This is a genomic window from Alkalinema sp. FACHB-956, from assembly GCF_014697025.1.
Taxonomy (GTDB): domain Bacteria; phylum Cyanobacteriota; class Cyanobacteriia; order Leptolyngbyales; family Leptolyngbyaceae; genus Alkalinema.
Map to the genome: position 1 here is coordinate 16978 of NZ_JACJRC010000025.1, position 13676 is coordinate 30653.

Annotated in this window: 8 protein-coding genes and 1 pseudogene; 1 reads left to right on the forward strand and 8 read right to left on the reverse strand. The window is 49.3% G+C overall.

Annotated elements, in window-relative coordinates:
* Nucleotides 1-11 precede the first annotated feature (11 nt).
* From H6G21_RS20195 to H6G21_RS26345, 5 genes are all read right to left on the reverse strand, one after another.
* Complete coding sequence (locus H6G21_RS20195) at nucleotides 12-1706, reverse strand: GspE/PulE family protein (RefSeq protein ID WP_190575268.1); 1695 nt, start codon at nucleotides 1704-1706, stop codon at nucleotides 12-14.
* A 124-nt stretch (nucleotides 1707-1830) separates the two neighbouring features.
* Nucleotides 1831-2832 carry an RICIN domain-containing protein gene (locus tag H6G21_RS20200; protein WP_190575270.1) on the reverse strand — a complete coding sequence of 334 codons (1002 nt, stop codon included), beginning with the start codon at nucleotides 2830-2832 and terminating at the stop codon, nucleotides 1831-1833.
* A gap of 270 nt (nucleotides 2833-3102) precedes the next feature.
* The gene (locus H6G21_RS20205; protein ID WP_190575272.1) at nucleotides 3103-4077 is read right to left on the reverse strand and encodes a ricin-type beta-trefoil lectin domain protein; all 975 of its coding nucleotides are present in this window, start codon (nucleotides 4075-4077) and stop codon (nucleotides 3103-3105) included.
* A gap of 272 nt (nucleotides 4078-4349) precedes the next feature.
* A complete protein-coding gene (locus H6G21_RS20210; RefSeq protein ID WP_190575274.1) occupies nucleotides 4350-4667 on the reverse strand; it encodes a hypothetical protein in 318 nt (105 codons plus the stop codon).
* A gap of 172 nt (nucleotides 4668-4839) precedes the next feature.
* The gene (locus H6G21_RS26345) at nucleotides 4840-5028 is read right to left on the reverse strand and encodes a hypothetical protein (RefSeq protein ID WP_347278047.1); all 189 of its coding nucleotides are present in this window, start codon (nucleotides 5026-5028) and stop codon (nucleotides 4840-4842) included.
* A gap of 24 nt (nucleotides 5029-5052) precedes the next feature.
* Between H6G21_RS26345 and H6G21_RS26350 the strand changes: the two are divergent.
* A pseudogene (locus H6G21_RS26350) lies at nucleotides 5053-5148 on the forward strand (ISH3 family transposase); the annotation flags it as partial.
* Nucleotides 5149-5213: 65 nt separating this feature from the next.
* Here H6G21_RS26350 and H6G21_RS20220 read toward each other — a convergent pair.
* From H6G21_RS20220 to H6G21_RS20230, 3 genes are all read right to left on the reverse strand, one after another.
* Entirely contained in the window at nucleotides 5214-7874 is a 2661-nt protein-coding gene (locus tag H6G21_RS20220; RefSeq protein WP_190575278.1) for an S-layer family protein, read from the reverse strand.
* 163 nt (nucleotides 7875-8037) lie between these two features.
* Nucleotides 8038-10560, reverse strand: a complete 2523-nt coding sequence (locus H6G21_RS20225) for an S-layer family protein (protein ID WP_190575280.1) — start codon at nucleotides 10558-10560, stop codon at nucleotides 8038-8040.
* A gap of 80 nt (nucleotides 10561-10640) precedes the next feature.
* The gene (locus tag H6G21_RS20230; protein WP_190575282.1) at nucleotides 10641-13565 is read right to left on the reverse strand and encodes a filamentous hemagglutinin N-terminal domain-containing protein; all 2925 of its coding nucleotides are present in this window, start codon (nucleotides 13563-13565) and stop codon (nucleotides 10641-10643) included.
* Nucleotides 13566-13676: the final 111 nt, after the last annotated feature.

Here is a 13676-nt window from a genome sequence, read left to right on the forward strand (position 1 = left end):
AAGTGAAAAATTTAACTGACCCTGGTTAAATTCGCGACTCTTTGTCCGGTTGGGTGGGTAGCTACAGGATGACTGAATTTAGAATGCAGGGCGCTAAAGGGCAGGACGCGCTTGATTTCTTCGATTGTGGTAATGCCTTGGGTGACTTTGTCGATCGCGGCGAGGCGGAAGGACTGGAACTCGCTTTCCTGGAGGTAGCGGTTGAGTTGCACCATGGAGCCGTCGTAGATGATTTGTCGGATGGTTTCATCAACGTGCAGGAGTTCGATCAAGGCTTCTCGACCTAGATAACCGGAATGAAAGCAGTGGGCACAGCCTTTGCCTTTGCGCCAAGCTTTGGGATTGGCGTCTTCGGGTTGCAATCCTAAGACCTTGAGATCGGCATCGGTGGGGGTGTAAGGGGTTGCACAGTGGGGACAGACGCGACGGACAAGACGCTGGGCGACGACGCCTAATAAAGCATCACTAATTAATCCGGGTTCTGGGCCAATATCCCTTAAACGGGGGATTGCGCCAGCGGCGTCATTCGTATGTAGGGTAGTAAGAACGAGGTGTCCGGTGAGGGCGGCGCGGACTGCGGTTTCTGCGGTTTCATGGTCGCGGATTTCGCCCAACATGATGATGTCGGGATCCTGGCGCAGAATGGCGCGTAACCCTGCGGCGAAGGTCATGCCTGCGGTTTCGTTGACTTGAGTTTGGGTAATGTCGGGAAGGATGTATTCGACGGGATCTTCAACGGTGGTGATGTTTTTGGAGTCCTGGGCGATCGCTTGTATGCTGGTGTAGAGGGTGCTGGTTTTGCCGGAACCAGTGGGGCCTGTGTAGATGATTAAGCCTTGGGGTTGGCTGAGCCAGTAGTGGTAGATGGAGAGTGCCCGATCGCTGAAGCCGAGGTCGGCGATCGTTTGGAAGGAGTTTTGTTGTCGGAGGAGACGCATGACGATTTTTTCGCCTGCTTCGCCTTTTACACCACTGACGCAGGGAAGGGTGCTGACACGCAGATCGAGTCCTTGCTCCTGTTGGTCAGGGGACATGTATTGTTCGGCCATACGACCGTCCTGGGGGCGGCGGCTGTCGGCAATGTCCATCTCGCTCATGACTTTGATGGAGACGATGACTTTGCGGCTGATGTCGGAGGGCAGGGTGGTGACGGTGCGTAGGATGCCGTCAATGCGATAGCGAACTTTTAAGCCTTCTGCGGAGGGTTCTAGGTGGATATCGCTGGCTCGGTGGCGTAGGGCTGAGGCGATGATGGTTTTGACGCGCTCGATTTGATTGTCGGTTTGGGCGAGGGATAGTTCAGTGAGTTCGGTGATGTCTTCGGTATCTGCTTCGCCGGTGAGGGGGTTGATCAGTTTTGCAGTGGCGATCGTTTTGTGGTCGATCGTGTGTTGGCGATACCATTTGCGATAACTGATCTCATCGATTCTGATGATTTCGATGTCTGTGTTAAGTCGCTGTTTGAGGGTTTGTAGTTCGGTGTGATCTAAGGCTTTGGGAGAACCGAGGTAGTAGCGGTTTTGCCAGAGGAGGAGGGGCAGGACGGGCAGTGGGGTCTGCCGCAGTTGTTTGAAGCAGTGGTTAGAGAGGGGGGTGTCTACGAGGTCTAAGGCGACGGTGCCGGTGGGACTGACGATCGCTTGTAGGGCTGCTTCTAGGGTGATCGATCGGTTTTTGAGTTGTTGTTGTAGGGATAAGGTGGTCATGGCAGTGGTGGCAGGTGGTGAAGAGAAATGCGATCGCCCCTAAATTTGCGGAAGGAGGAGAGGGGCGATCGCGTCATCAAAGCATCTAGTCAAACTTGTTCACTGATACTGATGATGAGTTCAGTTAACGTGGCCCAATATACTCAAAATAGGATGGTGTCCGATCTCCAAACCCTTCTTTTACACTGAGATTACTGCCATTTCTGAGACCTGCTTGAGCTATTCTGACATTAGTCCCTGATCCACCTGGAATAACAATTGCGATATGCCCATCTCTTCCACCTGGAGGAACATCTGCCGTAGCAACCACAATTCTTCCTTGATTCGCTCGATTGACTGCGGTTGCAGCATCCACTAATTTCCATTGACCATTTCCACCGGCCTGGAAAAATCTGTGAAAATGTTCAGCAAGGAAAGGTTTTTGCTGTCTGTCGAAAACTACAGAATTGTAATAATTCCAAGATGCCGTAGAATTGACTCGAGGCACAGGTACACCTAATAATTGCAGAACATCTCCTGCAAACCAATTACAGTAAGTGTAGCTTCCGTCAAAGCGATAGTTTACTTCTGGATTAACACGCTTTACTGCATCCAGAATTCGCTGAGCTGATGGAGGGATCTGCGGAAGTTGTGTAGTTGAGACAGTCCAACGCTGATTAGGGTTGTTACTATCACAACTCCATAGATGAACTTTGCCTCCATTTGTTCTCGTTGGTGTGTCAATACAGAAATTAGTCCCAGCTAATCGAAGCTGAACTGCTTGACCGCCTAAACTGTTAATTTGCCAGTTTTGATCAGAATCGTTGGGATTACAAGTCCAAACATTAAATTCAGCACCATTCCAGCGACGATAGGCATTGAGGCATTTACCAGTAGTCCGATGACGAAGTAAAACACCTCCTCGATTTCCTTGTAATCGCTGGAAATCCTGATCAGGGTCATTGCGCACAAGATCCCAAATTGACATCCGAGGTTCACCATCAATTCGACGAAATTGGCTATTTGTGTTCAGTGCTTTGCCGCCGATCGAGAAGGTTTCGGCTTGAGCCTGACCCGCTACAGCAGTGGTAGAAAGTAGTGCAGAGATGATTGCAAAGGCAAAGGTTTTGGTACGGGATTTCAACATGGTGAGTGAACTAATTGAATAGAGTATGTGGATTGAAGAGGTTTGGTTGTCTTTTCGTTCCCCCCTTCATTTAGGTATCTGCAAAACTCAGCTCCATTATTCAAATTTGGGAAACTTTTTGGGATATTTTTTGAAGCGCTTGGTGCAGTGGAATTTCAGGCGCAGAACTGCTACGCTTCTACGATCCACGATCGAGGTTTGCCTCAATGAAAAAGCGATCGCCCTTCCCTACAGGCGCGATCGCTTTTTTAACTAAACATCAGATACGAATTAACGTGGATTAGTCCAACCAACAACTCTACCTGAATAGCTATCCATATTGATCCAATCAGTTGTGCGAACAGAAGTATTGGGCGCGCCTCCATTGGCATTAGAGTCCATCAACTTGATTTGACGTTGTCCATTGAAAGAACGAGATTCCATAACAATGCCAACATGACCATACTGTGTAAAATCTCCTGTACTAGTGAAAGAAATGATTGCACCGCGCTTGGGTAGCCCTTGATTCGTTAAGGGCTCAAACAAATTAGAGTGTTGCCTTGCTACTCCTCCAGCAACATCTCTGCCATGACCATAAGCCCTTGTAGCTGTGCTTCTGTTAAAGAAAACTTCCTGCAAGTAGCGTACAACCAGAGTCACACATTGCCCTCGCGAGTCCCAACCTAGATTATCAAGACGTGAAATCGCATACTGGCCGTTTGCCCAACGGAAGAACTCCTCTGCTTTTTGCGTAGATGGTGAGTTAATGGTGCCGTTAGAACTTAACCAACGCTGGTTGGGATTATTAGCGTCGCATCCCCATAAGTGCACCTTGCCGCCATTTGTCCGGGTAGGAGTATCAATGCAGAGATTGGTTCCCACTAGTTTGAGTTGTACGAGATTACTACCTAAGCTGTTGATCTGCCAGTTTTGATCGGGATCGTTGGGGTTGCAAGGCCAGGTGTTGAATTCTGCACCATTGAACTTACGGTAAGCATTGATACAGTTCCCCGTCGTTCGGTTTTTCAGCAGAACCCCACCCCGATTGCCCTGGAGACGCTGGAAGTCTTGGTCAGGATCACCAGATACTCTATCCCAAATTGTGACGCGGGGTTGACCGTCAATCCGACTAAAGGCTCGATTGGTATTCAGTGCTTTGCCGCCGATCGATAAGGTTTCAGCTTGAGCCTGACCCGCTACAGCAGTGGCAGAAAGTAGTGCAGGGATGATTGCAAAGGCAAAGGTTTTGGTACGGGACTTCAACATGGTGAGTGAACTAATTGAATAGAGTATGTGGATTGAAGAGGCTTAGTTATCTGTTCGTTCCCCCCTTCATTTAGGTATCTGCAAAACTCAGCTCCGTTATTCAAATTTGGGAAACTTTTTGGGATATTTTTTGAAGCGCTTGGTGCAGTGGAGTTGCAGGCGCAGAACTGCTACGCTTCTACGATCCACGATCGAGCTGTGCCCCAATGAAAAAGCGATCGCATTTCCTAAAAAATACGATCGCGCTTGCCCTGTCTAATATTTTGAAATCCCTATCGCACTTGCCAACCCATTTGCTGCGCGGTCTGTGGACTTAAACAAACAAGATTCCCCTGTTGTTCCCGACAGATTCGATCGCCCTGGTGAAACGGTTCACCCCACTGCTTCCAATTGAAATTTAACGGTTTGGGAGCTTTCGCTTGGATAGAATTTAAACCTGATGAATCCCCAGATGAGGTGAAAGATGCAGGATATTGGCTGGAGGGGGCATCAAATCCACCAGCATGGGCCAATGGAGGTCGATGATAAAAGCTAGTGACTGCAACGCTTGCTGAGAGTGTAATGAACCAAGGTCGAAATTTTTGAGCCATAGACAGCCCCCTCGTGAAATTGACGGTAATGAGGTGTTCAATTTTGTATCAGGAGCCAGTCAGGAAATTATTCAAATTACTCAAAACTTTGTGGGGCCTTTTATGCACAAGAAGCGAGAGGGAATGGCGGGCTATAATCAGGCTGGTAATCACCAAAGACTAGCCAGTTTCCTTACAAATAATGATGCAGCGTCGCGAGTTTCTGAAGTCGATCGGTTTGCCCCCGGCAGGACTGGGGATAAGTCAACGGGAGCTGCTGTATGGAGCCTTGTCCAGTCGCATATCCCCTCGGATTACCCGACACCAGTAACACAAACAACTCACTGCCATTGACCTGAATCTGATTCCCTGCTACGGTCAAGTCACGCCTGCTGCCGCGCCTTATTTGTATCGCTCGCAAGCCAAGGCTGGGAGGACGACCTTTTTTGCCTACGCCACTGCCTATGTCATTTGCCGCAATAAACGAGTCACCTTGGCTATCCATACAGTGCATTGCCAGGAAACGTTAGTCGCGACGCTCAGTTATCTGCTAGCACAATTTTCGATCTACTGAAAATAGCTGCTACAAGTCGCTCCCCAGGAGGCGGTGAGAGGATTTGAATTGGCAACCAGTTCGATCGAGCCATCGGCATTACGTTGAAACCTAGCCGCTTGCACTAAAGGGGATTGGGGGATCGGGATGGGGACTGCAATGCTCACTAAGGTATTTTGGGAAGCAGTATTTTGGGAAGCAGTATTTTGGGAAGTGGTATTTTGGGAAGCGGTATTTTGGGAAGCTGAGAAATCACGGAGATCAGACCAAGTGAGATTGTACATACTCTCTTGCGTGGGGTTGTCTGGCAATCCGCCTCTCCCGGTGATAATAAATTGACTGCCTTTTGCACCAAAACAGCTTGTAGCAATTTTTTGACTCGCATCGACGACGCTTACGGATAATTCCGTTAACCCTACGTTGGGATCAATTCCGATCGTATTAACTTGCACCGTGCCCTTAATTCCAAACTCAGAACTAGCAGTAATATCATTTTCGGACGTTAAGCGATCGCGATCCTTTAATCCAAAAATCCCTTGAGTGGTAATATTAACGTTTCCACCACTACCTTGGGTAGCATTAGCAATAATGTCACTGTTCCCTAATCCAATAATAATCGGAGCATTGATGGAAATGTTGCCGCCCTTAGATTGCCCTGTGGCACTAGTCACAATGCTACTCCCCTGCTTGAGTAACACCAGATCACGGGCCTGAATTTGAATATTCCCTTGGCTTCCTCCATTCACTTCAGCGCGTAACGTGCCACCGCGATCGAGCACTAGAGAATGGGTCTGAATCGTGAGTTGTCCGCTATCGCCTGTGCTGGAATTACTGACGGTGATTTCGGCTCCATCTTGAATATTTAAGCGATCGCTGTTCAACGTAATTGATCCTGCGCTAAACGGTCTACTGGCTTTGGCCGCAATGCTACTGCGGTATTGCCCATCCGGTGAAGTGCCACTGAGATCAATGAGATTTGCCTGAATCTTAATGTGCCCAGCATTGCCTTGTCCATCGGTAGAGGACGTGATTTGTCCGCCATTCACTACGCGCAGTTGAGCCGCTTGGATATCCAGATTGCCTCCATTGCCACGGGCTCCTTCCACCACCGAAGCCACAATGCCGCTGATAGCCCCTGTGAAGTCTACAAGAGGATCGGCCACTTCAATCTCCTGAGCCCGGATGACCATATTTCCCGCATTGCCAGAACCAACTAGATTAGTGGCAATTTTTCCTCCCTGGGTCACACTGAGGCGATGGGTCTGGATAAAGAGGTTCCCCGCATTGCCCGTTGAACCGGGTTCCGCTGAGGCAAAAATCCCACTGGAAAAAGGACCTTTAGCCCCAGTGTTAAATCCTCGCACCTCCATGGAATCTGTAGCGTTAATGATTACGTTGCCACCATTCCCCTGACCAAAGGTGCTGGACGCGATTTGTGGCCCATTGACTAAGGTTAACTGTTGAACATTCATTGTCAGATTGCCAGCATTGCCCGTTCCCCCAGCATTGTCTGTTCCAATGTTAGACCAATTTTCTGCATAGAAGTGCTGGGCATTGATGGTCAGGTTTCCTCCTTGACCATCACCCAAGGTTTGCGTAGATAGAAAACTGGGTTTCCCATTACCATCGGGGTTCCCAAAGACTTTAACGGTGTCGCTATCAATTGTGAGATTCCCTCCATGCCCCATTCCACCCGTTTCAGCATAAATGCCACTGGAGTGATTGAGAACCAGGTTAGGTGTGGTAACCTTAACGCTCCCGCCATGTCCCGAGGCGGTGTCATACACGTAGGTGCTGATGAATCCCCGGTCAAGCGAAAGGGCTTCTGAGGCAAAGACCTGTAGGTTGCCCCCATGCCCCGAACCCGTCGTGTCAGAGTAAATCCAGGAACCTTCGGACAGACTCACCCGACGACCTTGGACTTGAGTACTGCCGCCGCTCTTACCATTTGTCCCAACGTATGCCGTTTGAGTGAGGTGAATGTCACGAAAGTTCTGCACTCCGGAATAATTTAAGGCCCAATCGGAGGGACTGGGTACGATCGCAACTTCGCTATGGGCTCCTACACTGCCCAATTCCAGACGACCGTCCGGCGCATAGAGTTGGGCATAGCCTGCTGGGCCAGAGCCTTGAAGGAAGATATCGCCCCCAACCAAGGCCAGCGTTTTGCCAACGGGAACGCCGAAATCAATGGATTGGTTGGTAATGGCACCGGGATTGGCTCCCATCTGCAATCCCACGGGAACACTCATTGTCAGTAAGGGGGGAGATGGGTTCACTGCACTAAACTGGGTGCCATCAGCAAATCTGAAGTGATCGGCAGTAGTGCCCATAAAAGACCCCCCCAAATTTAAGGCGGCATTGGGGCCAAATAAAATGCCACTGGGATTGAGTAGGAATAAACTGGCAGAACCCTTGGCTTTAATGAGTCCATCAATGGTGGATACAGTTCCCCCTGTGATGCGTGCAAAAATGTTCTGTACATCTAGCGCATTGTTGAAAAAGGCCGATCCGCCGGTGGGGACTGAGAATTGACTGAAGCTGTGAAATAAATTACTACCCGATCGCCCACCTCCATCGATCGTAAAATCGAGGGCATTGGGACTGGTAATGTGAGTTGGCAAAGTTCCATCGGGAGTCACTTGCGCGATCGCCCTCGGTGCATGAAGTAGCATGACACCTGGTATTCCTAAGGCAATTCCCCCTAACAGGAGTACACTCCTGATTATGAGTAGAGTCCTCATGGCGACCTCGACACAAAATTAATCTTAGGTTACCCCAGCATTGGTTAACCTAGCACTATTTGTATTCGTATATTCATAAAAGTTTCAGGAAGCTTCAATGGGACGATGCCCCGCTTGCAGAAGCCATGGAGGTCCTTTCGTAACTACAGGTGGCGATCGAAGTTGCCGGAAGGGGGGTGGATTGGGCAATTAATTCGATCGAGCCATCAGCATGACGCTGGAACCCAGAAGCTTGAATCAAGGGCGGTTGTGTGGCAGGAACTGGAGCCAAACGGCCTTGACTTTTGCGATAGGCTGAGAGATCCCGCAGATCATCCCACAGGAAATAAGATGCGATGTCCTCGTTGGGATTCTGCGGTAATCCCCCTCGGCCTGTGGCAATAAATTGACTGCCTTGCTGGGTGGAACATCCCGTTGCAATTTTTTGGCTAGCATCGGCTAAATTGATGGGTAACTCTGTAGTACCTACGTTCAAATCTGTTCCAATACTATTTACTTGTACATTGCCACTCACACTGAATTCCGAGCTTGCAGTAATGTCATTTCTAGGATCAATCCGTGGGGTTAATGTATTGCTAAAACTTAATCCAATCAGACCTTGCGTAGTGACATTAATGTTTCCGCCACGTCCTCTCACAGCGTTAGCAATAATATCGCTATTTTCTAATCCAACCATGATTGGTGAATCAATGGTAATGTTCCCTCCACTGCCCAATGCTCCTGCCCTCGCGCTGATTAAGCTATTATTGCGTAATAGCAGTAAATCCCGAACATTCAGCTGTAAAATCCCCCCTTGTCCCACTTCTGTAGAAGTTCTAATTTGGCCTTTATGATTAAGGATGATTTCATTAGCCTGAATGTTTAACGATCCAGCATTGCCACGTCCGACATTTTCCGCTGCAATGAATCCTTGATTACTCACTTTAATGCTAGGGGCTGTAATGAATAAATTGCCTCCATTCCCCGTCGGCACAGCCGGTAAGCCAAAAACTTGTCGAAATCGCGCGGGCAGGAGCTGACCCGAGGTGGATATTCGACTGGGCAATGCTAAGGTTACCCCTGAACCATCAATTTCAATGGAGTCCCGAGCATGAATCGTGACACTACCAGCATTGCCTTTACCAGAAGTACTGGCAGAAATGGCACCGGATGCTTGTAAGAAAATTCGACCTGTATCAATTTCAATGGAACCGGCATCTCCTCCTGAAAAGGTGGATGAAATAATACTGGCATTGCCCGAAATAACTGGGTTCTCGCCAATTAATGCAATGGTTTCAGAGGTAATCCGAATATTGCCACCCCCTTGGCCACCCAAAACCCGAGAAATTACCCCTGCGCCATTCTGAGCCCAAAAGTCTCGCGTGGCGATCGTAATATCGCCCCCCTTTCCTCCCCCAAAAAAAGAAGGTGCCCCAATTCCACTAAAGCGGGTGCCATCAAAGGGCGACACTCCAAAAAATTGCAGGGATTCGCTGGCATTAACCGTAATATTCCCCCCTCGTCCTCCGTTTTGGTAGGTGGTCGAAAGAATCTCTCCTCCATCCTGAGCAATGATTTGTCGTGCTGAAACAGTGATGTTAGCACCTGTACTGGTTCCTAAGTTCTCCGTCAAAATTAGGCTTTGATCTTTATTCGGTAAGGCTCCACTCAATGCCAAGAGATCAGCGTTGACCTGGATAGTTCCGGCTAATTTGCGACCTCGATGCTGGCTGAGAACAATGGAACTGTCTTGAAGATAGATGCCATTTCCATTGAGTGAAACTGAACCCCCCGGATCGCCGCTCACATCAACGAGCGCAGCACGGGACAGCCGAATATCCGACAATTTTGAGGCTCTTAGGTAACTAAACTGCCATTGTGAGGTAGTTTGGTTATTGCCTGGAAGGGGTGTCAACTCCACCATGCCCGCTTCAATACTGCCCAATTCTGCCCGTCCACTTTCTGCAATGATTGCCCCTTCACTCAATTGAATCCCATTGCCGATTAGGGCGAGTTGTTGACCCGGTAGCACTCTGAGTCCCTTTTGCTGCGGGTTGCGGATTACAGGGTCGGCCAAGTTGCGGGAATGTAGCAAATTATGTCCCTGACCTTGGACTTGCAGGCTCCCAGCGCTTGCCCCCATTTGTAGTCCAACAGGTGCACTCAGCGTTAAGAGGGGGGGATTTCCAGGATGGGTCGCACTAAATTCTACGCCATCCGCAAACTGGATACTACTGGCAGTCGTTCCAATGAATGAGCCCCCTAGGTTCAGTGAGGCATTGGGGCCAAATAAAATGCCACTGGGGTTAAGTAGGAATAAATTGGCAGTGCCATTGGTTTTGAGCAGTCCATCAAGGTTGGATGCAGTCCCCCCGGTCACCCGCGCAAAAATGTTCTGCACATCCAACGCATTGTTGAAAAAAGCAGATCCGCCGGTGGGGACTGAAAATTGGCGGAAGCTGTGAAATAAGTTGCCCCCCGATCGTGCGCCGTTGTCGATCGTAAAATCGAGTGCATTAGGACTGGTTACTGTTGTAGGTAAGCTCCCATCTGGAATGACTTGAGCCTTGGCAAAGTCTATCCCTGCCCCTAAGCCTACCAATAATGTCAATACACTCACGATCGACCGAACGTTCATGGGATCACTCCATTCACTTCTGCTTTAGAGTGCCCAGTAATTTTGTCTTGCAGTTCAGCCAACTAACGGAATTCAGGGTTTTAGCTCGATCTTGTCTTTGCAGTCGCAGTCATGATTGTTGATCCGGCGCAGGTGGCGATCGTAGCTGCGGGAACGGAAGTAGGACTGGCGACAAGTTCGATCGAGCCGTCCGTATTCCGTTGAAAACCAGAGGCTTGAACTAAAGTGGGCTGATTTACAGGACTTGCAACAACAATGCCTCGATGTCCTTGATAGGTCGATATATCGCGGAGGTCATTCCACACAAGCGCTACCATCATTTCCTGATTTGGGTTGAGTGGTAGGCCCCCTCGACCTGTCAGGATAAATTGACCTGTTTGTTTGCTAGAGCACCCAGTTGCAATTTTTTGATTCGTATCAGCTACATTGACAGGTAACTCCGGAAAGACAGCATTGGGACTGTTTTCAATTGTATTTACTTTTACAGTTCCATTAATCCCAAACTCAGAACTTGCAGTGATGTCACTCTCAGAAGTTTGCTGTAGCCGGTAGGCAAGGCCAAACATGCCTTGAGTCGTAATTTGAATATTGCCCCCCTGTCCTTGAAAAGCATTGGCAACAATATCACTATTCTCAGTTCCTACCAGAAATTGGTTTTGAATCTTGATGTTGCCGCCATTCCCACTGCCCCCAGAAGTCGCTGTAATTTGACTACCGTGACGCAGCAAAATCAAATCACGGACTTGGAGTTGGATATCTCCCCCTTGCCCTGAAAAGGTGGAGGCCCGAATATTTCCACTATCTAAAATGATTTGATTAGCTTGAATATTTAATTGCCCTGCATTGCCAATGCCACGATGGTATACATTCACCATTCCCTGATTACGAATGATTAGTTTTTCTGTATTTAAAGTGAGTTCCCCTGTATTTCCAGTGGGACGATCGGGCAGGTTATAAAATTGCTGCCCAACGGAATCTGCAAGAAAAGCGCTCGTCGCGATCGAAGCGTAATGATCAATCAAAATATCTTTGGCTTCAATGGTTAAATTTCCTGCATTTCCCGTTGCAGAAGTCGCACTCAGGATACTGCCTCCATCCCGTGCTGCTAGATGGGTGGTTTGCAAAATCACATTACCAGCATGACCACTCCCAAAGGTGAAACTGCCCAGTGAGCTGGGGAGAATGGGAAACGGATGATACCCACTGACTTCGATCGAATCGGCAATCTGCAACAGCACATCGCCCGCATTGCCTAAATGATTTGCTTGGGCGCGATCGCCTAAGTTTCCGACTACGGGTAATGTTGAAGTACCTAATCCGGCTCCCCCCTTCAGGAGCAGTCTGGGCGCAATCACCCTCACTGTTCCCCCATGACCGGCCCCAATGGTTCCACTGCCCAAGTAGCTGATTTGATTGGGACGATCCGGGCTGGTGCCACTGAGGGTAATGGACTCTCGAGCGGTCACGGTTACATCGCCTGCATTGCCCAGTCCCGAACCTGGAACGCCCGCTAGCCTTGCGGTTATGGTTCCCACTTGAGCCCCATCCGTGAGGTGCAGTGTTCCCGTAGAAAGTTGAACAGTTCCCCCATGTCCTCGCCCAAATGTATCACTGGCAATACCACTGGAAATCAAACTTAGAGCGCTGATTCCACTGGCAGTAATATCTTCCGTTGCCGTGACTGTGACATTGCCTGTCGTTCCTGTTGCACTAGGTAAGCCTAATGTTCCGATAAAACCACTATCGGTGAGTCGGATTTGCCGCGCAGCAATATTCAAATTGCCCCCTGATCCAGAAGCATAAACACTGCTGCCAATACGACTGCTACTGCTCCCGATCGGAGAGAAGGGAGATTTGACGGCAACGGTGCCATTTGCGGAGATCGTCTCTGCCTGAACCTGAATGTCCCCTGCTTTACCAGAACCCAGGCTAAGGGTTTCGATCGCAGCACCATCCTGCAACACTAAGTTTCCCGTTTGAACGCTAACCGCCCCGCTATTGCCAGCGGCTCCCTGGCCCACTAAATTAACAATCCAAGCGCTGGGAGCTTGGGCATTGACATGGAGACCACCGAGACTCAGCGATCGCTGGGCGTGAATCTGGATATTGCCACTGGTCACACTCCCGATCGCGGTGGCGGCAATTTGAGATTGGTTTAGGACCACATCCCGTCCTACAACTTGAATCCCACCAAAGGGATTGGTCACAGCTGCTGGAGCCCACAGGGACGATCGCTGGGTTAAATTCACAGTCCCAAATTCTTGAGCCTGGGCATATCTCAATTGCCAACCCACAGGAGTCTTCGCCAAGCCGACAGTCCCATTAGTTACCGCACCCAGTTCAATTCTTCCAGATGGTGCAGTGACCACACCTCCAGCAAACGTGATATTCCCACCGACTAAAGCTAGGGTTGTTCCAGGACTGCTCACTAGACCTAGATTAGCCGTGGGAAACATCGCATCATTGCCTTTGCCTTGTACCGCGATCGTGGTGGGAGAACGTCCCATTTGTAGCCCGATCGGTGCACTCATCATTAAGAGCGGTGGATTCCCAGGATGGGTTGCACTAAACTCCACCCCGTCCGCAAATTTAATGCTATTGGCAGTCGTACCCACAAACGAACCACCAAGATTCAGTGCGGCATTGGGGCCAAACAAAATGCCACTGGGATTGAGCAGAAACAAGCTGGCAGAACCATTGGTTTTAATGACTCCATCAATGGTCGATGCAGTCCCCCCGGTCACCCGCGCAAAAATGTTCTGCACATCCAACGCATTGTTGAAAACAGCAGACCCGCCGGTGGGGACTGAAAATTGGTTGAAGCTATGAAATAAGTTGCTTCCCGATCGTGCTCCGTTGTCGATCGTAAAATCTACGGCATTGGAATGGGTGACGGTCGTCGGTAATGTGCCATCGGGAATCACTTGGGCAGAGGCTCCTACTAGGCCCCCTGCCATGCTTCCTACCATGCCTACCAAGACACCCAAGACCGATTGAAACTTCATCGGAGCACTTTACGAATTCTACTCTCTTAGACTGCACTACGGACAATCTTTCTAAATCCGTAAGATGACGGAACTGGATCTCTCATAAACTTGAGAATGGCCAAAATTCTT